21 protein-coding genes are annotated in these 25,100 nt (G+C 63.9%); 10 read left to right on the top strand and 11 right to left on the bottom strand.

The features are described 5' to 3' along the window. Window positions 1-58: 58 nt before the first annotated feature. Window positions 59-1,117, bottom strand: a complete 1,059-nt coding sequence (locus FLG15_RS20155) for a cation diffusion facilitator family transporter (RefSeq protein WP_150147199.1) — start codon at window positions 1,115-1,117, stop codon at window positions 59-61. 64 nt (window positions 1,118-1,181) lie between these two features. Here FLG15_RS20155 and FLG15_RS20150 point away from each other — a divergent pair, with 64 nt between their 5' ends. Then, a complete protein-coding gene (locus FLG15_RS20150) occupies window positions 1,182-1,454 on the top strand; it encodes a metal/formaldehyde-sensitive transcriptional repressor (RefSeq protein ID WP_057678943.1) in 273 nt (90 codons plus the stop codon). Between the two features lie 89 nt (window positions 1,455-1,543). Here FLG15_RS20150 and FLG15_RS20145 read toward each other — a convergent pair whose 3' ends face one another. Then, complete coding sequence (locus tag FLG15_RS20145; RefSeq protein ID WP_057678942.1) at window positions 1,544-3,106, bottom strand: GH39 family glycosyl hydrolase; 1,563 nt, start codon at window positions 3,104-3,106, stop codon at window positions 1,544-1,546. A 446-nt stretch (window positions 3,107-3,552) separates the two neighbouring features. Here FLG15_RS20145 and FLG15_RS20140 point away from each other — a divergent pair, with 446 nt between their 5' ends. Genes FLG15_RS20140 through FLG15_RS20120 form a run of 5 tightly spaced genes read left to right on the top strand, consistent with a single transcriptional unit; the run spans window position 3,553 to window position 7,967 of the window. Then, complete coding sequence (locus tag FLG15_RS20140; RefSeq protein ID WP_057678941.1) at window positions 3,553-4,140, top strand: hypothetical protein; 588 nt, start codon at window positions 3,553-3,555, stop codon at window positions 4,138-4,140. Next, a complete protein-coding gene (locus FLG15_RS20135; RefSeq protein WP_017156280.1) occupies window positions 4,137-4,337 on the top strand; it encodes a helix-turn-helix transcriptional regulator in 201 nt (66 codons plus the stop codon). Before FLG15_RS20140 ends, FLG15_RS20135 begins: the two co-directional genes overlap by 4 nt. 60 nt (window positions 4,338-4,397) lie before the next feature. Continuing rightward, the gene (locus tag FLG15_RS20130; RefSeq protein ID WP_150147196.1) at window positions 4,398-5,999 is read left to right on the top strand and encodes an alpha/beta fold hydrolase; all 1,602 of its coding nucleotides are present in this window, start codon (window positions 4,398-4,400) and stop codon (window positions 5,997-5,999) included. A gap of 31 nt (window positions 6,000-6,030) precedes the next feature. Beyond that, on the top strand, window positions 6,031-6,777 hold the full coding sequence (locus FLG15_RS20125) for an ABC transporter ATP-binding protein (protein WP_150147193.1): 747 nt from the start codon (window positions 6,031-6,033) through the stop codon (window positions 6,775-6,777). Beyond that, on the top strand, window positions 6,774-7,967 hold the full coding sequence (locus FLG15_RS20120; RefSeq protein ID WP_150147190.1) for an ABC transporter permease: 1,194 nt from the start codon (window positions 6,774-6,776) through the stop codon (window positions 7,965-7,967). The genes FLG15_RS20125 and FLG15_RS20120 overlap by 4 nt, the downstream gene beginning before the upstream one ends. A gap of 205 nt (window positions 7,968-8,172) precedes the next feature. Here the strand turns inward: FLG15_RS20120 and FLG15_RS20115 are convergent, their stop codons facing one another. From FLG15_RS20115 to FLG15_RS20090, 6 genes are all read right to left on the bottom strand, one after another. After that, window positions 8,173-9,183: an energy transducer TonB gene (locus FLG15_RS20115; RefSeq protein WP_039574372.1), complete on the bottom strand. Its 1,011-nt coding sequence runs from the start codon at window positions 9,181-9,183 to the stop codon at window positions 8,173-8,175. Window positions 9,184-9,322: 139 nt separating this feature from the next. Further along, window positions 9,323-10,888, bottom strand: a complete 1,566-nt coding sequence (locus FLG15_RS20110) for a tryptophan halogenase family protein (protein WP_057677606.1) — start codon at window positions 10,886-10,888, stop codon at window positions 9,323-9,325. 10 nt (window positions 10,889-10,898) lie between these two features. Beyond that, complete coding sequence (locus tag FLG15_RS20105; RefSeq protein WP_057677605.1) at window positions 10,899-11,912, bottom strand: cupin-like domain-containing protein; 1,014 nt, start codon at window positions 11,910-11,912, stop codon at window positions 10,899-10,901. Beyond that, window positions 11,902-12,603, bottom strand: coding sequence for a SapC family protein (locus FLG15_RS20100; protein ID WP_057677608.1), 702 nt, complete (start codon window positions 12,601-12,603; stop codon window positions 11,902-11,904). The genes FLG15_RS20105 and FLG15_RS20100 overlap by 11 nt, the downstream gene beginning before the upstream one ends. A gap of 187 nt (window positions 12,604-12,790) precedes the next feature. Next, on the bottom strand, window positions 12,791-15,805 hold the full coding sequence (locus FLG15_RS20095; protein WP_150147187.1) for a TonB-dependent receptor: 3,015 nt from the start codon (window positions 15,803-15,805) through the stop codon (window positions 12,791-12,793). A 166-nt stretch (window positions 15,806-15,971) separates the two neighbouring features. Continuing rightward, the gene (locus tag FLG15_RS20090) at window positions 15,972-16,163 is read right to left on the bottom strand and encodes a hypothetical protein (protein WP_057677603.1); all 192 of its coding nucleotides are present in this window, start codon (window positions 16,161-16,163) and stop codon (window positions 15,972-15,974) included. A gap of 27 nt (window positions 16,164-16,190) precedes the next feature. Between FLG15_RS20090 and FLG15_RS20085 the strand changes: the two genes are divergently transcribed. The 4 genes from FLG15_RS20085 to FLG15_RS20070 all read left to right on the top strand — a co-directional run bounded on the left by FLG15_RS20085 (window position 16,191) and on the right by FLG15_RS20070 (window position 22,133). Next, a complete protein-coding gene (locus FLG15_RS20085) occupies window positions 16,191-16,880 on the top strand; it encodes a glutathione binding-like protein (RefSeq protein WP_017158728.1) in 690 nt (229 codons plus the stop codon). 510 nt (window positions 16,881-17,390) lie between these two features. Further along, entirely contained in the window at window positions 17,391-19,628 is a 2,238-nt protein-coding gene (locus FLG15_RS20080) for a S9 family peptidase (protein WP_057687155.1), read from the top strand. Window positions 19,629-19,912: 284 nt separating this feature from the next. Further along, window positions 19,913-20,323: a cytochrome c oxidase assembly factor Coa1 family protein gene (locus FLG15_RS20075; RefSeq protein WP_237377058.1), complete on the top strand. Its 411-nt coding sequence runs from the start codon at window positions 19,913-19,915 to the stop codon at window positions 20,321-20,323. 31 nt (window positions 20,324-20,354) lie between these two features. After that, the gene (locus FLG15_RS20070; RefSeq protein WP_057687154.1) at window positions 20,355-22,133 is read left to right on the top strand and encodes a DUF885 domain-containing protein; all 1,779 of its coding nucleotides are present in this window, start codon (window positions 20,355-20,357) and stop codon (window positions 22,131-22,133) included. A 193-nt stretch (window positions 22,134-22,326) separates the two neighbouring features. On the opposite strand, the gene FLG15_RS20065 is transcribed toward FLG15_RS20070, so the two are convergent. The 3 genes from FLG15_RS20065 to FLG15_RS20055 all read right to left on the bottom strand — a co-directional run bounded on the left by FLG15_RS20065 (window position 22,327) and on the right by FLG15_RS20055 (window position 25,097). Further along, complete coding sequence (locus FLG15_RS20065) at window positions 22,327-23,667, bottom strand: Tle-like phospholipase domain-containing protein (RefSeq protein WP_150147185.1); 1,341 nt, start codon at window positions 23,665-23,667, stop codon at window positions 22,327-22,329. Beyond that, window positions 23,664-24,242 (bottom strand): hypothetical protein, encoded by a 579-nt coding sequence (locus FLG15_RS20060; RefSeq protein WP_057679937.1) that lies wholly within the window; start codon window positions 24,240-24,242, stop codon window positions 23,664-23,666. Before FLG15_RS20060 ends, FLG15_RS20065 begins: the two co-directional genes overlap by 4 nt. A gap of 333 nt (window positions 24,243-24,575) precedes the next feature. Next, window positions 24,576-25,097: a DUF4189 domain-containing protein gene (locus FLG15_RS20055; RefSeq protein ID WP_081023185.1), complete on the bottom strand. Its 522-nt coding sequence runs from the start codon at window positions 25,095-25,097 to the stop codon at window positions 24,576-24,578. Window positions 25,098-25,100: the final 3 nt, after the last annotated feature.

Here is a 25,100-nt window from a genome sequence, read left to right as displayed (position 1 = left end):
CGCCTGTGCCGGCAGGCGTGCTGTGGCCTGCGGCGTGTGGCGCCGAGCTGCTGCGGTTCTAGGCCGTAGCGTTCAGTAGCGCCGGGCGCTGCTGCAGCTCCACCGTGACATGCACCAGTTCTTCATGGATCTGCAGCGCGCGCCGCACCCGCTCCGCATCGATGTCGGCCGTGGTGACCAGGCTGATGACGCAGGCATACCGCTCGCTGCCGACCCGCCACACATGCAGGTCGGCGATGTCGATCGCATGCCCAAGCTCGGCGATCACCTGCTTCACTTCGGCCACCACCGGCGCGTCCATCTCCGCATCCAGCAACACGCTGCCGGTGCTGCGCAGCAACCCCCAGGCCCAGACGGTAACCAGCACCGCGCCGACGAGACCCATGAGCGGGTCCAGCCAGGTCATGCCCCAGTGCATGCCGGCGACCAGCGCGACGATGGCGAGCACCGAGGTCGCGGCATCGGCCACCACGTGCAGATACGCCGCGCGCAGATTGAGATCGCTGTGCGCATCCTGGTGATGACCATGACCATGACCATGACCATGACCATGACCATGACCATGACCATGACCATGACCATGACCATGACCATGACCATGACCATCGTGCGTGTGCGCATGGCCGTGGCTGCGATGCCCGTGGGAGTGAGCATGCCCATGCGAATCGCGCAGCCACCACGCGCAAATCAAATTCACCAGCAGGCCGATCACCGCAATCACGGTTGCTTCCTGATACTGGATGGGCTTGGGCGTGAACAACCGTTCCACCGACTGGAACGCCATCAGCGCGGCAACGCCCAACAACAGGATCGCGCTGGTGTAACCACCCAGCACCTCGACCTTCCACGTACCGAAGGTGAAGCGCACGTCTGCGGCATGTTGCCGCGCGAAGCGATAGGCGAACAACGCCAGTCCCAGCGCCAACGCGTGCGAGCTCATATGCCAGCCGTCGGCGAGCAGGGCCATGGAATTGAGCATCCAACCGCCCACGATCTCCACCACCATCATGAGCACGGTCAGCATCACCGCCTTGCCGGTGCTGCGCTCGGCGAGCGGGTTGGTGCTGGCAAAGGTGTGCGACTGCGCGCAATGCGGCGCGGCGTGCGTGGTCGACATCGGCGATGGCCCTGGCTAAGGTACCCCCACAGGGTATCCTAAATACCCCTGGGGGGTATATGGCATGACGCATCTCAATCAGGACAAGACGAAACTGCTCGCGCGCGTGCGCAGGATCCGCGGGCAGGTGGAAGGGCTGGAAAAAGCCCTGACGCAGGACGTGGAATGCACTGCGCTACTGACCCAGGTCGCCGCATTTCGCGGCGCGGCGCAGGGTTTGATGGTCGAGCTGCTCAGCGAGCACCTCAAGCACCATGTTGCCGCACCCCACGCCCTGGACGAGCGCGAGCGCGCAGTGGATGACATCACGGCGATCCTCAAGACCTATTTGAAGTAAGCGCCGTCGGCAGATAATTGCGCGCGACGGTCTGCATGGGCGTGCTGCGCCCCATCGTTCCAACGCGCAGCCATCCTGAGCGTCTGCCGTCAGCGCGCGGCCGGCTCCAGCGTCAGCAGCACCACATCGTTGCTGCGCATCGGCACCGCGATGTCAAGCACGCCATCGGTGCCCACACGGATACGCCGGTCCTGTTCGGGCACATCGCGCGTTGCCTGTTGCAACTGCGTCAACTGACGCGGCGCAAGCGCCTTGGGCATGCCCATGTCGATATACAGCGACAAGGGGTCGTTGCGCCGGTAGCCGGTCCTGCGCACCTGCAATTGGTACGTGCCGGCAGGCACGTGGGTCATGCGCATCTGCAACGGTGCGCTATCGGTGGCGGGCACCTGCCTGGTGTAGAACGGCGTATTGCTCACTGCCTGCACGGGTTGCTGCCAATCCCACACCAGCGCGGCGACACGCGTGCCGTCCACTGCGGCCAGGGAATGTGTGTCGCTCAGCGGCACATCGCGGCCCTTGAGCGCATGCAAGTATTTGTAAGCGAACCAGGCCGGCTTGCGAATGCCTTCGCGATTCATCAGCCCAAACCCGCCGTGGAACGGCGTGGGCGGTGGGCCGGGTTCTTCGAACAGATCGGTATAGGTCCAGTAACTCATGCCTTGCACCACGCCGCGCACCTGTTTGAGCTTGGTCAGCAGATAGGGCGCGCTGATGTAACTGTCGTGCACGAAATCGCGCGGTGTATAGCTGCTGCTCCACTCGGTGAAGTACAGCGGCAGGTTGGGAAATGGCGAGGCCTGGATCTGTGCGCGCACGCGTCGCACATCGCCGACGATGGCATCCGGCGATGCGGACAGCTTGGTGTCCTGCTTGCCGTTTTCATCGAGAAACCCGCCATCCACGCCATAGGTATGTGTCGTGACGAAATCGATCGGCAGCTTGTTGTTGGCGACGAAGGACAGTAGCTCGGGTACCCAGGCGGCGCCTGCCGTCGATGGACCGCCGACGCGCAGTTGCGGGTCGATCGCCTTGATGGTGCGCGCCGTGTTCGCATACAGATCGAAGTAGGCCTGCTGGTCGGCGTTCTCCCAGAAATCCTTCAGATTGGGCTCGTTCCAGACTTCGAAATACCACTGGCGCACTTCCTCGGCACCGTAACGCGCGCGGATGTGGCGCACATACGCATCGATCAACTGCGTCCACTTGGCAGGATCCGGATGCGAGGTGTTGCCCTTCCAGTAGAACAACGTCTGTTCCGAGGTTTTCATTGCGCTTGGGGTAAAGCCCAATTCGACGAACGGGCGAATCCGCTTGGCCAGCAGCGCGTCGTACAACTGATCCAGCTTGGTCCAGTCGTATACCAGGTTGCCGTCGACCTGTTTGACGGTACCGAGTACGTCATGAAACACATCGTGGAAGCGGATGTAGCGAAACCCCAACTCCTGCACTACAGGCAGCAGATGCGCCTGCGTGTCGCTGCGAATCAAGGTGCCGGGGAAATCCGAGCCGACCGACAGGTCGTAAAAACGATCGACCGGCGCGCCAGCGGTGGCCAGATCCAGCTGGATCGTGCGCGGCGCCGCGTGCTGCGCCGGTGCAGAGGGCGTCATGCAGCACAGCGCCGCTGCCAACAAGACAGGTGAACGCATCGTCGCTCCTGCTGAAGTTCCAGCCGGCAGCCTACCGCATGCGCGGCACACCACTGCCGACCCGCAGGGTGATGCAGCGAGGCCAACCACACCGCTGGGCAACCGCCATGCGAACGCGGCCGCGGCTCGGCATCGGCATGTGCCGCGCGTACGCTGCGGCGGCTGCGTGTCGTCTGTCTTGCCTGCCGACGTCCCGCCACGGGCGTTCGTCGCTTGGGCCCAGCAATGAAGGCCGATCCAGAAAGCCGCATTCGAATGTGTAAAGGGTGCTTGACAGCAACGTCCAGTGGGCGCATCTTGCCTGTCAAGCGTACTTGACAGGCGACTGGGATGCGGCGGCAGCACAGGCAAATGGAATGCAGGCATCACCGTGCAACGCGATGCGCTGTGTGCACGGTTGCCGCACGTGCCCACAGCGCGCGTCATGGCGTTGCCGAGGCCGTGCGATGACTTCCTGCAAGCGCAAGGCGCTGCTGGTGTTCTGCGTGGGGCTGGTCTTCCTCGGCATTGGGCTGCTCGGCCTGTGGCACGTGCTGCCGTTAAGCAACTACCTTGCCGGGGTCAGTGCCGGCATTGGTGGCTCGTGCATGCTGCTGTCGGTGCCGATCTGGCTGGCGCGCGGCGATCTGCGCGATAGCACCCGCCCGGCGTTGGCGCGCCGTTACTACCGCGAATTCGGCATCCCGATGCTGTTGTACGCGTTGGTGATGCTGTTCTGGCGCTATCTGCTCGGGCATGTCGGGCCGCACTGGGCGCGGGTGTTGATCGCCCTGCTGCCGGCGGTGCTGGTGGTACTGGTCATTCGTGCAGTGGCGCGCTACGTGCGCGATTCGGACGAGATGCAACGGCGGATCGAGCTGGAAGCGATCGCCATTGCCGCCGGGCTGATCAGCGGTGCGTACATGACGGCCGGATTTCTGCAGGCTGCCGAGCTGATCGATGTTCCGGCGAGCGCGGCGATGCTGTGGGTGTTTCCCTTGCTGTGCGTCATCTACGGCATCACCAAAAGCATCCACGCGCGTCGTTTTGAATGAATAGCCGCGTGCGCGAATTGCGCGAGGCCAACGGGTGGTCGCAAGGGGAACTCGGCGAACGGCTGGGTGTGTCGCGGCAGACGATCAATGCGCTGGAAACCGGCAAATACGATCCCAGCCTGCCGTTGGCGTTCCGGATCGCACGCTTGTTTGGCGAAGCGATCGAGCAGGTGTTTCTTTTCGAAGACGGGCAGTAGTTGCCGCGGTCACGTGTGGCCGCAGGCAACGTCAGGGGACAGGCACTACCAGGAGACAGGATGACGATGGTCAAGCAATCCACAATGGTGGCGGCAGCATTGATCGCGATGCTGGCGGCCGGATGCCAGCGCGCTGCAGCGCCGGCCGCAGCAACGGACGTTGCGGCAAGATCCACCGCGACAGCGCCGGGTACGGCTGCGCGGCAGCCTGTTGCACACACCCCACCCGGCAATGCCGCAGGCAATCGTTACGGCACGTTGCTGTTCACCCCGTGCACGCTGAGCGCCGGCGGTGCTGCCGGCAATATCGAAGCGCAGTGCGCAAGCCTGCGCGTGCCGGAAAATCCGGCCGCACCGAGCGGGCGCAGCATCGCGTTGAAGATTGCCTGGCTGGAAAGCGACGCCGGCGGCGGCAGCACGCCGGACCCGGTGTTCTTCATTGCCGGTGGGCCGGGGCAATCGGCCACCGAAGTCGCGGCGATCGTGGACATGGGCCTGCACGAAGTGCGCAAGCAGCGCGACATCTTTCTGGTCGATCAGCGCGGCACCGGTGGCTCGCATCCGCTGTCGTGTCGCGACGCGGCCGGCAAGCCGCTGGCGCTGGAGAACAGCAGCCAGGCCACCGCCGAGCAATTGACTGCGTATGCGGCCCGATGTGCCGATGGTTTGCGCAACGACGCCGACCCGCGCTACTACACCACCAGCGAAGCCATCGGCGACCTGGATGCGGTACGCGCAGCACTGGGCGTGCAGACGCTGAACCTGATCGGTGCCTCGTACGGCACGCGTGTGGCGCAGCACTATGCCGCACGTTATCCGCAGCACACGCGCACCGTGGTGATCGATGGCGTGGCGCCGAACGATCTGGTGATCGGCGGCGAGTTCGCGCGCACCTTCGAAGATGCGATTGCGTTGCAGTCTGCGCAATGCCGGCAGCAGCCTGCATGCGCCAAGCGCTTTCCGGTCGATACCGCCACCCAGTTGCGCCAGGTGGTGGAGCGGTTGCGGCAGGCACCGGTGGCGGTGGACTACCGCGACCCGCGCACCGGTGGCTTACGCCACGAACAGGTCACTGCCGACACCGTCGCCGGCCTGGCGTTCGGTTTCTCGTATGCGCCGGAAACCGCGTCGCTGTTGCCGCTGGTGCTCGACGAAGCTGCCGCAGGCCGGTATGCCTCGTTGATGGCCTTGGCGCAGATGAGCGCATCGGGCATGTCCGATCAGATGAATCGCCTGATGCAATGGTCGGTGTTGTGCAGCGAAGATGCCGGGCGCTATCGCCCACCCACACACCAGGCCACCACCTTGCTGGGCAACGAGGTGGCCGAGATGTTCTTCGCACCGTGCAAGGTGTGGCCGTCCAAGCCGGCGCCGGCCGCCGCGAGCGCGCCGTTCCGCTCCACGTTGCCGGTGCTGCTGCTCTCCGGTCAGCTGGACCCGGTCACACCACCACGCTACGCCGAGCGCGTGCTGCAGGGCCTGCCCAACGGCCGGCATGTGATCGCGCCCGGGCAGGGGCATGGCGTGTTCCGGCTGGGCTGCATGCCCAAGGTGCTGAGCCAGTTCATGCAGACCGCCGATGCCAAGGCGCTGGATACCACCTGCGTTGCCAGCCTCAACACCGTGCCCGCCTTCACCTCGTTCAACGGATGGGAACCATGAGCCGCATCGACCACGCCACGGAGGCGCTTGCATGATCGTCGTCGATACCCTGCACAAGTCGTTCAAGACCAAGACCGGGCTGGTGAAAGCCGTCGACGGGGTCAGCTTCAGCGCCGCCGATGGCCAGATCACCGGCCTGCTCGGCCCCAATGGCGCCGGCAAGACCACCTCCTTGCGCATGCTCTACACGTTGATGGCGCCCGACCAGGGCAGCGTGGCTGTGGATGGCGTGGATGCCGCCCGCGACCCGGTAACGGTGCGCCGTGCACTCGGGGTGTTGCCGGACGCACGCGGCGTCTACAAGCGGCTGACCGCACGCGAGAACATTGCCTACTTCGGCCAGTTGCATGGCCTCTCGCGTGCGCAGATCGCGCAGCGCACGCAGCTGCTGGCCAGCGCGTTGGACATGGACGGCATTCTCGACCGCCAGACCGAAGGCTTCAGCCAGGGCCAGCGCACCAAGACCGCGATTGCGCGCGCCCTGGTGCACGACCCGCGCAACGTGATCCTGGACGAGCCCACCAACGGCCTGGACGTGATGACCACCCGCGCCATGCGCGGTTTCCTGCAGCAGCTGCGTGCGGAGGGGCGCTGCGTGATCTTTTCCAGCCACATCATGCAGGAGGTCGCCGCGCTGTGCGACCGCATCGTCATCATCGCCAAGGGCAAGGTGGTCGCATCCGGCAGCGCCGACGAACTGCGCGCTGCCACCGGTGAACACAATCTGGAAGACGCCTTCGTCAAGGCGATCGGTTCGGACGAGGGACTGCACGCATGAGCACTACATCGTTGTTGTCCACGTTGTGGACGGTGCTGCGCAAGGAGTTGCGCGACATCTCGTGCGACCGGCGCACGCTGGCATTGGCGTTGCTGTTATCGCCGTTGCTGTACCCGATCCTGATCCTGGGCATGGGGGCCCTGAGCGAAAGCCGCGTGCGCACCCAAATCGACAAGCCGTTGGAGATCCCCACGCTCGGGCGCAGCAATGCCCCGAATCTGGTGCGATTTCTGGCCGCCCAAGGGCTCAATGCCGTGGATGCGCCAGCCGACCTGACCGCGGCGATTCGCAACCAGGATGTGGATGTGGCGCTGCGCATCAGCGACAGCTACGCCGAGGATTGGCGCGAAGGTCGGCCGGCGCTGGTGGAGATCATCAAGGACAGCACCCGCCGCGAGGCCGATGTGCCGAGCATGCGCCTGCAGGCCGCGCTCACCGGCTACAGCCAGCAGGTCGGCGCACTGCGGCTGCTGGCGCGCGGTATCGACGCGCAGGTTTCCAGGCCCCTGGAAGTGGCCGCGCAAGACCTGGCCACGGCCGAAGCCAAGCGCGGCCAGATGATGGCGATGCTGCTGCCGGTGTTGCTGGTGATCACCTCGTTTCTGGGTGGCGCGTCGTTGATTCTGGACGCCACCGCCGGCGAGCGCGAACGCCAGTCGCTGGAGCCGTTGCTGGCCACGCCTGCGCCGCGCAGCGCCATCGTCAGCGGCAAGATCACTGCGGCCTGCGTGATCGGCATGGTGTCGCTGTTGCTCACCTTGCTGGCATTCAAGCTGAGCGCGCAGCTCTCCACATCCAACCTGGGCTGCCAGCTCAATGTCGGTTTCATGCCGATGCTGCAGATGCTCTTCATCCTGGTGCCGATGCTGTTTGTCGGCACCTCGCTGCTGACCTATCTGGCCGCCGCGGCCAAGAGCATGAAGGAAGCGCAGGCGCACATGACCTGGTTGCTGCTGCTGCCGATGCTGCCGGGCTACGCGTTGATGGCCTATCCGCTGAAGACGCAGCTGTGGCATTTCGCGGTGCCGTTTCTGGCGCAGAACCAGATGCTGTTGAAGGTGATCCGTCACGAGACCATCAACCTGCAGACCTGGGCGGTGTATCTGCTGGCCGGTTTCGGGGTGGCGGCATTGCTGTGGTATGCGGCGGTGCGCCGCTATCACCAGGAGCGTCTGGCGATTTCGGGCTGAGGGTGTTGTGGTGGGTGTTTGCGGCAAGTCCCGGCGGCACCCTGCAACGCGCAACACCGACGTTGCATTGCCGCGGCAACACACCACCGCCACAACGCACCACCACAACGCACCACCACAACGCACCACCACAACGCACCACCACAACGCAAAAGCCCGCATCGCTGCGGGCTTTTGCGTTTCCATGTCATCAACGACCCGGCGATCAATCGCCCGGATTGAACGACAGCGTACGCCGCGTGGTCACCGGTGCGGCCACCGGTTCGAAGCGCCAACGCTTGACCGCGTTGAGGGCTTCGCGGTCGAAAACGCGCGGCGGATTGGCGCGCAGCACGCGCGAGGCGGTGATCGAGCCGTCGGTGCCGACCGTCAGTTCCACCAGCACCTCGCCCGAGGTACCCGAGCGCAGTGCTTCGGCGGGGTAGCGCGGGGCCGGGGTGCTGATCGGACGCAGCGACTGCGCGGCCGGCGCGGCTGCAGCGGCGGCGGCTGGCGCCGGGCGCGGTGCCGCCGGCGTGGGTGCCGGCGCTTCGGCCTGGCGCCGTGCAGCGGCCTGGCGCTCGGCCTCGGCGGTCTGCTGGCGGGCCGCTTCCTGCTGGGCGGCAATCTGCTGGGCAGCGGCGGCCTCACGGCTCTGCTGCTCGGCCAGACGCTTCTGCTCGGCCGCCTGCTTGGCCTTGTCCTCGACCTGCTTCTTGGCCTGCTCGGCATCCTGCTCGGAGCGGTTGGCAGCGGTCTTCATTCCCGTTTCCAGGCCGCTCTTCAGGCGCGGCAATGCCGGTGCCTGCGGGTCGACCTTCTCGATCAACGCGATCAAGCGCTGCGCTTCGGGAAATTCTTCGCGGCTAATGCCTTGTTCGGCAGCGATCAGGGTATAGGGAAGCAGATCGGTCAGCGCGCTGTTGACGGTGGCGTCCTGCGGCTGCTTCTCGCGCAAGGCCAGGTAGTACTCCACCGCGTTGTCGCCGGCCGGGGCGTACATGCGGTTGTCCTGCAGCGCCTTGGTGGCAGATTCGCGCAATTGTTCGGCAGCCATCGACTGCACCTGCGGCGAGACCGCCGTGGCCGGCGTGGGTGCCGTTGCCGCCGGTGTGGCGCCGGTCGCCGGCGTGGTGGTGGCGGCCTTGTCTTCCTGCTTGGAGCAGGCGGCCAGGCCCACCAGCAAAATGACCGGCGCGATCCGGCGTGCCATACGGCCCTGTGTCAGATCCAACATGCGTCCCCCTTACCCCGAGTGCGAAAGATAACGTTGCTGCGGCGAGCGCCGGCCATTGTTCCCGCAATGGACGGCAATGCCGCAATCTAGCATTGCTGGGGCGGTCTAAGCCAAGGGTTGCGCTGCAGATCGCCGAAATTTATCCGGCCGGGGTCGCCATGACGTGCGGGGCCGGTGCGCGCGCGGCCGGTTCGGGCAGCGGCGGGGCAGGGCAGTAGCGCTGCAGGAAATCCGCGTGCGCGGGCAACCGTACCAGCGCCGCCTCCACCCGGGTGCGGATGGTCTCCAGAAAGCGGCCCAGCTCCGCACCGCCCATCAGGTCGGCCACCGGATGGTGCTGTTGCGGCACGATGCCCTGGCCCAGCATCACCTGCACCCAGGAGTTCTCCGCGAACAGCTCGTTGGCCTGATGGAAGACCCGCCCGCTCTGGCGGAACAACTCCACCCGGTGGCGCAGCGAATCGGGGATGTCCATGGCCGCGCAGTCGCGCCAGAACGGCGTGTCGCGGCGATCGGTGGCGTGGTAGTGCAGGATCACGAAATCCCGGATGTGGGTGATCTCCTGGGCCGCCTGACGGTTGTACTCGGCGATGTCGACCGCGTTGATCACCTGCGGAAAGGTCTGCAGCAGGCGGATGATGCCGCGCTGGATCAGATGGATGTTGGTCGATTCCAGCGGCTCTAGGAACCCGCTTGCCAGGCCCAGCGCCACGCAGTTCTTCTCCCACACGCGGTGGCGCTGGTTGGGCGTGAAGCGCAGCGGCCGCGGTTCGGTGAGCGCGCGCCCGGTGAGGTTGCGTTCCAGCACCGCACGGGCGCCATCCTGATCCATGTAGCGGCTGGAATACACGATGCCGTTCCCCACCCGGTGCTGCAGCGGAATGCGCCACATCCAGCCGGCCTGATCGGCGCGCGAACGGGTGTAGGTCACCGGCGGACCCACCGACTCGGTCTGCACCGCCAGCGCGCTGTCGGCGAACAACCAGCGCGACCAATCGTCGCTGCCCACGCCCAGCGTCTTGCCGATCAGCAGGCCGGCAAAGCCGGTGCAGTCGATGAACAGATCGCCTTCCACGCGGGCGCCGTTGTGCAGGGTCAGCGCGGTGAGGAAGCCGCTCTCCGGGTCGGTCTCGACCTGGCCGATACGCCCCTCGATGCGCTGCACCCCGAAGCCTTCGCTGAAGCGGCGCAGGAAGCGCGCGTACAGCCCGGCGTCCAGGTGGTAGGCGTAATTCATCCCGCCATTGGGCAGGTGCGCAAAACGGCCTTCCTGCGCCGCACGCAGTTCCAAGCAGTAGTCGCCGAAGTCGCGTGCCACCCCGCGCTGGCGCCCCTTCAACCAGAAATGCTGGAACCCGGCGCTCCAGTGGTCGGTCCCGGCATGCCCGAAGGAATGGATGTAGTGCTGGTCCACATCGCGCCAGTGTTCGAAGGCGATGCCGAGCTTGATGGTGGCCTGGGTGGCGGCCATGAACGCGGCTTCGTCGATTTCCAGCAAGCGGTGGAAGGTAACCAGGCTGGGGATGGTGGCTTCGCCTACCCCCACCGTGCCGATCTCGTCGGACTCCACCAGGGTGATCTGCAGGTGCCGGCCCAGCAATTTCGACAGCGCTGCCGCCGCCATCCAGCCGGCCGTGCCGCCACCGGCGATGACGACGTGGCGTACCGGGCGCTGTTGCGGGTCCGAAGGCGTGGTGTCGGGCATGGTCAAATCCTCAGCGATTCAAGCGTTGCAACAGCCGCGCACGCAGGCTGCGCGCGCTGGCGTCGTCCATCGGGGCCAGCACACCGCGCGCGGCATCGGGAAGATGCGCGGCGGTGCTGTCGTCGGACTCGAAGACATAGTGACGAAACACTTCCTGCCAGGTGGCGCGTTGTTCGGCCGGCAGGTCGCGGATGGTCAGCAGTGCCAGCATCAGCGCGTTCATCGGCGAATCCATGTAGGCCGGGCTCTGCCGCCACCAGAAGTTCACCAATACGTTGAAGCTCTCCAGCGCCTCGACGTGATGCCACCACATGCTGGGAATGAACAGCGCATCGCCCGGCGCCAGCTCGGCGACCAGGGCGTGGTCCAGCGCCTGCGCATAGCGCGGAAAACGCTGCAGGTCCGGTGCGGCGATATCCACCAGGCTGACCGGCTGCCCGGCCGGGGTGAGATCCAGCGGGCCGATGTAGAGATTGGCCAGCTGATCGGGCGGGAACAGCGTAAACCGGCGTCGCCCGGCGACCACGCAGGCCAGGTTGTCCGGCAGGTCCTGATGGGCGGCGATCCGGGTGCGGTTGCCGATCCAGATGCTGGCCAGCGGCGCGGCCTGCGGCAGCGCGATCGGGTTGGCTGCACGCAGGCCGGGCAGGTAGGTGTCCAGCGTGGTGGAGCCGACATAGATGGCCGGCGGCTGCGCGTTGTCCAGGTCGCGCAGCAAGGTGTCCAGCACCACGCCCAACGGCACGCGTTCGGGGCGGAAATTGAAGCCGCTCATGTCCGCGTTGTAGAAAAAGCGCCCACCGATCTCCGGTGGCCCAACTTGCGCCACCACTGCCTCGCCGCGGTCGAAACCACGCAGGTAAGTGGCAGCGGCCTGCGCAGAACTGGCGCCGGCGCGGGCCAGCGGCCAGTCGCGTACCAGCCCGCGCAGCACCAGCGGCGTGGTGGAGCGAAGGATGGCCGGGTCCAGCTGTTGCGGGTCCAGGCCGTGGCGTTCTTCGATGGCGCGTGGCTCAGCCGGCATGACGGCGGTTCATGCGTTCGAGCAGATGGCGCAATTGCGCAATCGAGGCCACCGCCATGTACAGCGGTTCCAGATCGCCGTGACGGTGCAGTTCGAGCAGCGCCGCATCATCGAGTGCGCGCAGGCGTTCTTCGTGCACGACATACAGCCCGGCCAGGCGACATTCCAGGCCGTTGTTCAAGGTGGCTTGGAACACGAAGGGCTCGAGCAGGTCGTAACGCAGCGCACGTTCGACAAAGCCCGTGCTGGCCACCAGGCCATCGTGCAGCGTGCGCAGCACCTGGCTGATGCGGTCGAGAAATTCGGTGGTGCCGCCGTGTTCGCGAAACAGCGGTTCGCCCTCGGTGCGGCTGATGCGTGGGCTGTCCAGGTCCACATGCACCATCGGCCCATCGGGCTGCTCGCCGATCAGGAACGGCTGGCGCTCAATCGCCAGCGGGATATAGGGCGCATCCCAGTGCGCGCCATCCAGGAACAGGTTTTCGCCCAGGCGTAATCCCAGCAATGCCAGCGGCTGGAAACTGCGCTCGCCGCTGCGATGGAACACGATGGGGTATTGCGCCTGCACCTGGCGAAATTCCTGCGGAAAGGTCGCCGCCGACATCACGTCATCGCCGTAGACGGCGCCGTGCGCGGTGATCACACGCAGATCGCGGTGATCGAGATTGTTCAACAACACAGCATTGGTCATGGGGATCGGCACAGCACGCGGGGCGCGTGGCCCATGCTTCAACGAATCGCCATTGCACGGCAAGCCCCGGATGCCTTCACGTCCTCGGGAGTGTGCAACGGCCGTGTACGTTCCCCGGCGGTCAAGCTGCCGGGGAACGTGCGGCTTGCTGTGGCGATGCAGTCAGTCCTGCATCGCCACAGCGGCATCACCAGAACTTGTAGCGCAGCCCCAGCATGTAGCGCGGGCCGGTCTGGGTGGCATAGATGATCTCGTTCTTCTGCCGGCCGTGCTGGCGCTGTATTTCGTTGGTGAGGTTGATCGCTTCCAGGCTCAGCGACAGGTTATCGGTCCACTGGTAGCCGATGCTCAGATCCAGCTGACCATAGGCTTCGGTGTAGACCGGGTTGGGCAGGCCACTGCCGTCAAAACGCGCGGCCAGGAACTCGTCGCGCCAGTTGTAGGCCGCACGCACCTGCCATTGTCCCTTGTCGTAGAAACCGACCAGGTTGGCCGAATCGCTCAACCCTTCCAGCGCGAACTGCTCGCCGATCACGTAGTTGTTGTAGGTCAGCCCGGAATCGACCTTGGTGTAGTTGGCCGACACGCCGAAACCGCTCTGGCCGAACATGTGCTGCACGTTGAATTCCCAACCATCCAGCGAGGCCGAACGCTGGTTGGCCGGCGCGGTGATGGAGAAGTTGGCGACCGGGTCGCCCGGCTGACCGCTGATCGTACCGGTGGCATTGCCATTGGTGTCGTCGGTTCCGCGGACCACGCCCGGCTGGCCGGCGAAGTTGCGGAAGATGTAGTTGCGGATGCAGGTCAGGTCGGCAGTGGCGCAGCCATTGGCCAGCGCCTGGTTCCAGTAGGCGCCGCCCACCGGCGTGTGCAGGCCGAGCGAGGTGTCGTTGCGGGTGGTGACGCCGACATAGTTGTCGATGTTCTTGCGGAAGAAGCCCACCGAGGCGTAGCTCGCGTCGCCGTAGTACCACTCCAGCGACAGGTCGATGTTGTGCGACAGCAATGGCTTGAGGCCGGGATTGCCTTCCTGGCCGGAGCCGCCTTCGATGCGGCCGATCTGGTTGAGCGTCTGCCCGCCCTGGATGTCGCCCCAGCCGGGTCGGCCGATGGTTTCGCCATAGCTGCCGCGCAGTACCAGGTCTTCGCGTAGCTTGAAGCTCAGGTCCAGGCTGGGCAGCCAGTATTCGTACTTGCCGCTGCCACCGGAGAACGCCGAGTCGGCCAGCCGGATCGGCAGCTCGTTGTTGGCGACCCAGTCGATGCCCACGGCCACCGGTACCAGCGCCCGCGCTTCCACCTTGGTTTCCTCGTAACGCACGCCGGCGGCCAGGCTGATCGGCACGCGCAGATCGTCCCAGCTATTGCCCCACTGCAGGTAGGCGTTCTTGGATTTTTCGGTCACGCGGCGGTCGGTGGTGAACACCGGCGAGATACGGTACAGCGACTCATCGCCAGCGGCTTGCGCAGCGGCCTGGCGCGCGCGCTCGAAGTCGAACAGGAACAGCTGGTTGAACTGTGCCGGATTGCCGCTGCCGTCGATCGCATCGAAGTACTGCGCAAACGAGCTGGGAATCCACAGGTCGTCCGGATAGTCGGCTGCCGTGCCGTTGCCGCCCCAGGTGTCGCGCTGCACATTGGAAAACGCCGAGCGGTTCTTGACCTCGGTGCTGCCGATGCCGAACTTCAACTGCGAATAGTTTTCGAAGGTGAAGTCGCCGTTGACCTGCGCCTGATCGATTTCCGACTTCATGTAGCTATTGCGGAACGCCGAGCCGGTGACCAGCGTGCGCGACGGATCCAGGCCATTGAGCCCGAAGCCCAGCTGCTGCTGCAGCACCGGGAAATCCTTGCTGAAATCCACCACCGAGGTGCCGCGGTAGAAACCGGACACGCCCAGCGAGTTGCTCGACCCGTACGGGCTGTCCGCGCCGGCTTCGGCAGTGGAGCGGTGGATGTCGAAGTTGAGCTTGAACTGGTCGTTCACCGCCCAATCCACGTTGAAACCCAGCGACTTGTTCTGGTTGCGCGTGGCCGCATTGGAGCCGGCGGTGGCCAGATCGCTGGTGGGCGGATTGACGATTTCCGAATAGGTAATCGGGCCTGCGACCGGTCCCTTGGTCCAGGAGCTGGCGGACGGTCCGTAGTTGAACCACACCGACATCTCGTTGCGCTGCTGCTGGATCTCGTTTTCCGAGTAGGTGTAATCCAGCGTGGTGGTGATGTTGTCCAGCGGCTTGTACTGCAGCACCAACTGGCCGTTGGTGCGCTGGCGTTCGACGCCGACCACGCGGTAGTTGAGGTTCTGCGGCACCGAATAGATATCGTTCGGCCCGGGGCGGTTGACGATGTTTTCCGAACCCGGTGCACCGGGCTGCGGAATGGTGCCGTAGGCGGTGGAATCGCCACGGAATGCGCGCCAGCCATTGGGCACGCCGACCTGGCTGTAGCCGAAGTCGCGTTCCTGGTAGCTGCCGCTCAGCGACACGCCGAAGCGCCCGTCGGCCGAGGTGTTGCTGAAAATGCCGGAAATTTCCGGCGTCAGCGAATCGCCCTGCAAGCGGCCGGGCAGATTCTCGTTGGAAGAATCATGCACACCCTTGAGGCCCACGTTGGCATGCATGCCGGGGTTATCCAGCGGCCGGGCGGTCTTGATGTTGATGGTCGCGCCGATACCGCCGGTAGGCGTGCTGGCACGGCTGGTCTTGAACACCTCGATGCCGGAGATCGACTCGGACGCCAGGTTGGCGAAGTCGAACGCGCGCGAGTTGGAAGCATTGGATTCTTCGATGCTGGCGCCCGGCATCTGGCGGCCGTTCAACAGCACCAGGTTGAAGTCCGGGCCGACGCCACGCACGGTGACGCGCGAGCCTTCGCCCAGCGAGCGGTCGATCGACACACCGCTGATGCGCTGCAACGATTCGGCCAGGTTGGTATCGGGGAACTTGCCGATGTCTTCGGCCACGATGCCGTCGACGATGCCTTGCGCATCGCGTTTGACGTTCATCGACGAGGTAAGGCTGCCGCGAATACCGCTGACCTGGACGGTATCGAGGGTGGCGGGATCGGCCTGACTGGAACCCGGGACAGTGGATGCCGACTGCGGCGCCGGCGCGGTCTGCGCGGCCAGCGGAGTCGACAAGGCGAACAGCAGGGCAGACGTCAAGCGCCGCGTGCGCGGCAGGGTGCGAGTCTCTCTCACGGTAGTTGCTTCCCCAAACAGAAGATAAGGCCGGCCCCAGGCGGGACAGGCAAAGGTCAATGGAACAATCGAGCATTTGTTATTGCGGCCTTAACAAAGTCAATTTGCACTGCAGCATCGGCCGCGACCCTGTCGCGTCACACATCGTTCCACCGAGCGAGGCGTGTCATGCAGCCGGATGCAAACGCTTGGCCTTACCATCGCGCTTGGATGGCAACGTATCTCGATAGGCGATGGCACCGATATCGCGGGCACACGCCTCGGATGCGCGCCTGGCAAGCGGGTTGGTCAGCGGCGAATGCGTCGCCGGCCGGATGCGTGCATGCCAGGCAGTTGCCTTGAGTTCGGTCTGCCGCAACGACCCCACCTTCGACTGGAGCGCACAATGATCGATCTGTATTACTGGCCTACGCCCAACGGGCACAAAGTCACGCTGTTTCTGGAAGAGGCCGGGCTGCAGTACGCCCTCAAGCCGGTGGACATCGGCAAGGGCGAGCAATTCGAACCTGCATTCCTGCAGATTTCGCCCAACAACAAGATGCCGGCCATCGTCGACCATGCACCGGCCGATGGCGGCGGTGCGCAGAGCGTGTTCGAGTCCGGCGCGATCCTGCTGTATCTGGCCGAGAAGACCGGCCGCTTCCTGCCGCGCGATGCCCGCGGCCGGATCGCTGCACTGGAATGGCTGTTCTGGCAGATGGGCGGGCTGGGCCCGATGAGCGGCCAGATGGGTCACTTCAACGTCTACGCACCGGAAAAGATTGCTTACGCGATCGAGCGCTACAACGCCGAGGTGCGTCGCCTGCATGGCGTGCTCGACAAGCGCCTGGCCGACCACGCCTTCCTGGCGGGAGATGACTACGGCATCGCCGACATGGCCAGCTATCCGTGGATCGAAGTGTATGGCGACCTCAAGCCGGACTACGCCGCCTTTCCGCATCTCAAGCGCTGGCACGACGCCATCGCCGCCCGCCCGGCCACCCAGCGCGCCTATGCGCTCAAGGAGCAGGTCAATCCCAATGCCGGCAAGCCGCTCAGCGATGAAGAGCGCAAGCACCTGTTCGGCAAGCGCTGAGGCGTAGGGCTTGGGCAGGGGCGGAGGCTGCGTGCGGAAGCGGAGTGCTGAAGCGCGGTGCTGTCGGGGCTGCGCCAGGGTCTGCTGCGCAGGTGGTCGCACTGCATTGCATCGCTTCATGCAGTCACGCAGTCAGACACCGCACTACGCAGCGGTTCAATCGCACAACACAGGCGGCGCCCGCCCGCATCCGGCGCAACGCGCCACTTTCTCCCGGCAGAAAAAGCCAGCGAGAGCCCCTCTGCCCTCGGGAGAGGGGTTGGGGTGAGGGTACGGATCTCGCATCAAATCCGCACTCACCCATCACCGGATCCACCTCAAACCCGCGATGGTCGATCCGCAGCGCGCGTAAACGTCTATCGGCACCCACGCTGGCCTGTGCACGACAACATCCGCGATACAACGCAGCATCGTGCGCACCGTCTTTCAATTGCCACACACAAGACCGCTGCACTTCTCAAATAGCGCACGCCCCCGCATCCTGTGCGCAATCGTCAGACAGGATCATCGATGCGCGCCCTGTTGGTCACCCTTGCCCTCATGCTCAGCACCATTCCCATGGCCCACGCCGAAAAACTCACCCTGGAGGCCATCACCGGCCCGTTGCCGCTTTCCGGTCCCACGTTGATGAAGCCCAAGGTGGCGCCGGACGGCTCGCGCGTGACCTTCCTGCGCGGCAAGGACAGCGATCGCAATCAGCTGGATCTGTGGGAATACGACATTGCCAGCGGCCAGACGCGCCTGTTGGTCGATTCAAAAATCGTGTTGCCCGGCACCGAGGTCTTGAGCGATGTCGAAAAAGCACGTCGTGAACGTCAGCGCATCGCCGCATTCACCGGCATCGTCGATTACCAATGGGCACCGGATGCGCAAGCGCTGCTGTTCCCGCTAGGTGGCGAGTTGTACCTGTACGACCTGCGCAAGACCGGCGCGGCCGCGGTACGCAAGCTCACCCACGGGGAAGGCTTTGCCACCGACGCCAAGCTCTCGCCCAAGGGCGGTTTCGTCAGCTTCGTGCGCGAACGCAACGTGTGGGTCATCGAGTTGGCCAACGGCAACGCGCTGCAGCTGACCCACGATGGTAGCGAGACCATCGGCAATGGCGTGGCCGAATTCGTTGCCGATGAAGAAATGGACCGTCACACCGGCTATTGGTGGGCGCCGGACGACTCGGCGATCGCCTTTGCGCGCATCGACGAATCACAGGTGCCCGTGCAAAAGCGCCCGGAAGTGTATGCCGACCATACCGAGGTGATCAGCCAGCGCTATCCGCAGGCCGGTCAGCCGAATGTCGCGGTGCAACTGGGCGTGATCGCACCGCGCGCCAAGGCGACCCCGCGCTGGATCGACCTGGGCAAGAACCCGGACATCTATCTGGCGCGCGTGGACTGGCGCGATGCACAGCGCCTGACCTTCCAGCGGCAGTCGCGCGACCAGAAAACCCTTGAGTTGATCGAAACCACGCTGGGCAGTGGCGCGCAGCGCGCGCTCATCACCGAAACCTCGCCCAGCTGGGTGCCGCTCAGCAACGACCTGCGGTTCCTCAAGGATGGCCGCTTTCTCTGGAACTCCGAGCGCAGCGGCTACGAGCATCTGTATCTCGCATCCGAAGACGGCCGCACGTTGACGCCCTTGACCTCCGGCAACTGGGTGGTCGATGCCTTGCTCGCCGTCGACGAACAGGCCGGCACGGTGTATTTCGCCGCGAGTAAGGACGGGCCTACCCAAACCCATATTTACGCCGTCCCCCTGGCCGGTGGCGCGATCGAAAAGCGCTCCAACACCAACGGCACGCACGCGGCCAGTTTCGCAAGCAACGCCAGCGTGTACGTCGATACCTGGTCCAACACCACCACGCCGCCGCAGATCGAGTTGTTCCGCGCCAGTGGCGAAAAGATCGCCACGCTGCTGAAGAACGACCTGAGCGATCCGCAGCATCCTTACGCCACCTACCGCGATGCGCAGCGCCCGATCGCATTCGGCACGCTCACCGCCGCCGACGGCAAGACATCGCTGCATTACCGGCTGACCACGCCGGAGCACTTCGATCCGGCCAAGCGTCACCCGGTCATCGTTTACGTGTACGGTGGCCCGGCGGCGCAGACCGTGCTCGATGCCTGGCCCAGCCGCGGCGATGCCTTGTTCGACCAGTACCTGGCCCAGCGCGGGTACGTGGTGTTTTCGCTGGACAACCGCGGCACTCCGCGGCGCGGACGTGCGTTCGGTGGCGCGCTGTACGGCAGGCAGGGCACGGTGGAAGTGGACGACCAGTTGCAAGGCGTGGCCTGGCTCAAGCAACAGCCTTGGGTGGATGCCAAGCGCATCGGCGTGCAGGGCTGGTCCAACGGCGGCTACATGACCCTGATGCTGCTGGCCAAGCAAAGCGACGCCTATGCCTGTGGCGTGGCCGGCGCACCGGTTACCGATTGGGGCCTGTACGACACGCATTACACCGAGCGTTACATGGACCTGCCGGCGCGCAACGCCGCAGGCTACCGCGACGCACGCATCGCCACGCATCTGGATGGCCTGCGCGCCAAGCTGCTGCTGATCCACGGCATGGCCGACGACAACGTGCTGTTCACCAATTCGACCGCGCTGATGAGCGCGCTGCAGCAACGCGGCACCCCGTTCGAATTGATGACGTATCCCGGTGCGAAGCATGGGTTGTCGGGTGCAACGGCGCTGCATCGTTACAAGACTGCCGAAGCGTTCTTGCAGCGCTGCCTGATGCCGGCGCAGGACTGAGAATGGCTTAGCAAGCGTAGCCAGCAGTGGCCAACTGGGCGAGGACAGCGCACAGCAACTGAAGCGTACCCGTACTGCGGTAATTTCGAGTATTACCGCGCCTACCTGGCGGCTGTGCAGTCGTTGTCAGCTGCTGTGCGTCGTTAACGATGCGCCGTACCGATCACCCGCGTTCCCAGCGTTCGCATAAGGCGTGCCATGTCCGGGCCACCACCGCTTCCCCAAGCAGCACCGCAACGCCTGCGTGCTAACCGGCACTGACGCGGGCCGTGCCTGGCATCGGTGTGACGCTGCTTGTGCGCCTGGCGCTGCCGATGGATGGTGTGCTCTGCGTGATCACTGCAGCGTTGAAATCCAGCGACGTGTATCGCGACGCGCTGCAGATCGCCAGGACCGATGCACAGGTCGTGCAACGGCTGGGCACGCCAATCAACGAAGACGTCTTGATCAACGGCGGCATTCGTTATTCCGGTCCCACCGGCGAGGTGCATTTCAGCGTCGGGCTGCCCGGCCCGCGCGGCAAGGGCCGCGTGCAGGTGGGGGCCGCGCGCAGGCATGGCCGTTGGACTTATCAGACGCTGACCTTCGCCGGCATTGATGAGGCCCGATCGATGTGTTGCCGGCCATGGCATCGCCACCGCAGCCCTACCTGCCATGACCTAAGGCAGATTGCCGCGGCCGTTGCAGATGGGTAGGGTCGCGCTACTCAATTCGCGGATCTGCCTCATGAAGCCACTCGTTCTCGCCGTTGCGCTGGCGCTCGGTTCCTCGTTGCCGTTGCAGGCACAGACTGGCAAGACTGCGCCGACACAACCCGCCAGCCCGGCCTGGGTACAGACCAGCAACGGCTATGCGCAGATCCTGCTCAACGCGCAGGCGCCGTTCCAGCCCGAATACGCCAGCTTCTTCGGCGTGCCCGGCTACGACGATCAGGTCGTCGACCTGGGTCCGGACAACGCCGCGCGTTATCGCGATGCCATGCGCAAGGCGCGCGCCACGCTGCAAGCCAAGCTGGCCACCGAGCGCGATGCCAACGTGCGCCAAGACCTGCAGATCATGATCGGTGCGGCCGAGCAGAACATCGAAGGCAGCGAGCTCAACGAGCGCTATCTGTTGCCCTGGAGCGACGCTCCCGAGGTGGTCTTCAGTGGCCTCAACGGGCTGCTCTCCGACCAGACCGTGCCCGAGCGCCGCGCCAAGGCGCTGGATCGCCTCAAGCGCTACGTCGGCCTGGTGCCGGGAAGCACGCCCACCACCACGCTGGCGCGCCAGCGCTACGAGGAAAAGCTGGGCAACACCGCGTTGCTGCAGCCCACCCAGCGCGAAGTGGAGCAGGCGCTGGCCAATGTGGACACCTACGTCGCCGGGATCGGCGAGCTGTTCGCCAAGTACAAGATCGCCGGCGCCGACGAGGCGCTCAAGGCCATGTCCACGCAACTGAAGGACTACGCCACCTGGACGCGCAGCACCGTGCTGCCCAAGGCGCGCAAGGACACCCGTCTGCCCGAGCCGCTCTACGCGTTTCAGCTCAAGCAGGTCGGCATCGACATCGCCCCGCAGCAGCTGATCCAGCGCGCGCAACTGGAGTTCATGGAGACCCGCTCGGCCATGCGCCAGCTGGCGCCGCTGGTGGCCAAGGGCGTGCAGGGCGGCGATTATGTGCAGGTGATCCGCGCGCTCAAGGGCAACAAGATCGCCGACGACCAGCTGGAAACCCACTACCGCGGCGTGATCGATCAGATCGACCCGATCATCCGCCAGCAGCGCATCGTCGATGTGCCCAACCGCCCGATGCAGATGCGCCTGGGCAGCGCCGCCGAAAGCGCGGCGCAACCGGCCCCGCATTTCCTGCCGGCCCCGCTGATCGGCAATACCGGCCAGCAGGGCCAGTTCGTGTTGCCGCTGGGCAACCCGACCGCCGATGGCGCCAAGAAAGAGCAGTACGACGACTTCAACTTCGGCTCGGCCGCCTGGACGCTCAGCGCCCACGAAGGCCGCCCCGGCCACGAACTGCAGTTCACCGCCATGGTCGAACGCGGCGTGTCGCTGGCGCGCAGCATGTTTGCCTTCAACTCGGTCAACGTCGAAGGCTGGGCGCTGTATGCCGAAGCGGAGATGGTGCCGTACGAACCGCTCGACGGCCAGCTCATCGCCCTGCAGTTCCGCCTGCTGCGCGCCGCCCGCGCCATGCTCGACCCGATGCTCAACCTGGGCCTGATCGACCGCGAACGCGCGCGCCAGGTACTGGAAGACGACGTCGGCCTGTCGCCGGCCATGACCCGTCAGGAACTGGACCGCTACACCGTCCGCGCCCCCGGCCAGGCCGGCAGCTATTTCTACGGCTACACCCGCATCCTCGAACTGCGCATGCGCACCGAACTGGCCCTGGGCAAGAAGTTCGACCGCCTGGCCTTCAACAACTTCCTGCTCGACCAGGGCCTGCTGCCACCGGACCAGCTGGCCAAGGCGGTGGAGACGCAGTTCATTCCTGCGCAACAGAAGTAATTACGGTACTCGCTGCTCAAGGTGCCACCTTCTGGCAGACAACCACCTGACCAGATCGCGCGCTGAAACGCGCGATCTGGTTCCGGGCTGTATTGGGAACGTACGTAGCTAACTCTCGTGTGCAACTCACCAGCCATGGGCAGGCGGTAAGGTATGGCTGACATCGTCGTTGTCGATCAGCCGCGTCATCGTCCTACATCACACGCGTCGGTGTCTGTGCGATCATCTCCGGTTGCGCATCCAGCGCATGCAACTGTTGCTGGCTCTCTTGCAACGGCGGTGCCTCCGCCGCCAGATCCACTTTGGTGCGGAAACCGGGCGTATTGCCGACGATCCAGGCATTGCCGTCGTGCACGGTCACGCTGCGCAGCTGGTTGACGTCGACGATACCAGCGCGTTGGGCCTCGACGGTGGCATGCATGGCCATCGCATCGGAGGTACCTTCGGGTAACTTGCTATGGATGGGGCGGTACAACGGATCATTGGACATGGCCGCCGCGCCCGGATCTACGCAGCGCTCTGGGGTATTGCCCAGCGGCAGCTTCCAACCAGGCGCCACATAGACCGGCTTATCTTCGCGCGCCATGCGCTGTTGCGTTTCCTTCCAGCGCTCGGCCGCCATCTCCGCCGCGCCGGCACCAGGGGCCAGCGTGCCACGTAGGTGGTTGATGGCATCGGGCAAGTTCATCGATTGGGCGCTGCGCGATGCCAGGGTCAGGCCGCCGCGCATCAACGCTACATCATCGCGGTACTTGTCGATCATCGGTGCGTATTGCTGCGCCAGCTGTTGCGACCTGGGATCTTCCAGCACCGAGCGATCTGGTTTGCCATTGCCGTCAACGGGCAGAAAGTTATGCATGCGATGCGAGTCGCCCAACTCCACAGCGACCAGAGGGTTGCGGTCATCCAGCACACTGCGGTCGTTGGCATACCCGGCTTTCTGCAATGTGGCGACTTCTTGTGGCGTGGCGTAGATCTTGACCTGGCCATAGTGCTTGCTGGCGGCGCTGACCGCATCGCCAGCCATCACATGGTTGATGACATCGTGACCGCCTTCGGAAATGCGCCGGTCCAGGCTTACCGCGCCATAGGCGTTGAAGGTCTCGCCTTTGAGGCCGAAGTGGTGTGCGGTCACCTGGGCCAAGTCGCCGCCAAGCGAGTGGCCTGTGACGGTGACTTCGGGTACTTTTCCGCCCTTGCCTAATTCGTGCGCATAATTCAAGGCATATTTGGTCAACTCGATCGCTTCGGCGGCTTGATTGTTGTGACGCGATGCCACCATGCCGCCGTCCGTATAGAAGCCATCTTCCTTTAGTTGTCGTTCGGTCTCTGTGCCACGATGGGCAACGACGATCTCTTGGGTGTCAACGCGTTGATAGATGATGCCTTGATAGCCGGAAGGGCTGTCCACATATTTGAGGCGCTGATAAAAAACTCCACCGATATCAACCCTGGGGCTTCTTAGTCTTATCCTTTCTGGTTCGTCGTAGACATCGCGCGAAAGCGCTGCATATTGCTGGCTAGTCAGGCTCATGGGCTATCCTTTTCAGCAGTTAATGTCACCTTGAACAAGTTGCTTCGGGCATTCTCATTGAATTCTTCAGCTGTCGACTGCCCCACATCAGGGAAAGCGGCCAGCTCAGACTTCGGGTAGCGGGATTTCCAAAAGTATGTGGTTTCCGGAGTCAGTGTTGCCAGATGTGTGGCACTTAAACTTGGCAGAAACTCTGTCTCTTCACTCTTGCCAGTTGCTTTTAGGGAAACTCCCACGCCGCCGAATTTCCAATGGCAGACCCCTTTCCCATAGTAATCGGCGTCGATCATGCCATCTGCATAGATCGTTGCCACGTAAGTGGTTTCATTGGTTTTTTTGAAGTCAACTTCAATCGCTTCTTCCTTGGGCTTTGTTGACATACCCAGTGCAGCATCGAAAGGCGCGCAGTCATCGCGGTTGGTCATGTCGTAGAACGCAGTGCCAGCTACAGCACCAAATGACCCGGGCGCATCCTTGATGGTCATGATGATGCGATAAGCATGCGTCGGATGAGGGTTCTTCTGGTAAATCGGATCGCTGGTCGTCGCTTGGGCGTTTGAGGATGGAGTAGCCACGGGGTTGCATCCTGCAAAGAGAAAGGACATGAGGAGGAAAGCGAAACGACCGATAGTCTTGGAGTTCATTGGAAATGCTTTCGCTTTCGCTGCCTCTGCGTATTGCGTAATAAGAGGATACGCAGTTTTGGCCCTAATTGGGGTGATTCGCTAATTCCGAAATCGCACTAGTGTGGCGACGCGAACCCGCAGAAACAGCATGGATTCAAAGGGCCGCCCGAACAACCCTGCCGGATTCGATCCCGATGCCACCTTATTGTATGGCTTGCTAGCTCAGGCCTCCACATCATTGACCATTGAGCTGTGATTTTTGCAGCCCATCTTTTGAATAATCTAGAATTGCTGGAAAATCTGTTGGGTGCAGTTCTTATAAATTATATCGCACTGAGCTCGCGGGTTATCTTTTTTGCAAGCGGAAAGGGCATCGCTTTCAGCCATCAATATATTCTCTCTGCCGACAAAATTGACTGTTCCGATGGCGGGACTTCCATTTATTTGTGGCGTTGCGACTGCAGCACATTGATTTCTGTAAGTGAGTTTGATTTTGCAGTTTTGCTCGCCATGCGATGAGCATTCCGCTAGCGCAGACTTTTCAGCCTCATATTTAGATATTTTTCCAGTGGAAACTCCATAGTTAACAATTCCATCAACTGATCCGCTTGCAATTGCGCCCCAGGTTTTGATCCATTTTCCGATGGGACGAGCTTTTGGCTGAGAGTTCTCAGTGGGCATAGGGGCGCATGAAACAGCTCCCTGTCCTCCGATGGGGTATTGCCCGGGCGGACAACCGCCCTCGGCCAGCGCGATATCCGAGGTGCAGATTAGAACCAAAACAAAAAGAAAATTAAGCTTCATTCT

This window comes from Xanthomonas phaseoli pv. dieffenbachiae (assembly GCF_008639345.1).
In the GTDB taxonomy this organism is placed as follows: Bacteria; Pseudomonadota; Gammaproteobacteria; order Xanthomonadales; family Xanthomonadaceae; genus Xanthomonas; species Xanthomonas phaseoli.
Note: the sequence above shows the minus strand (reverse complement) of the source record. Positions and strands in the feature narration are given on the sequence as shown.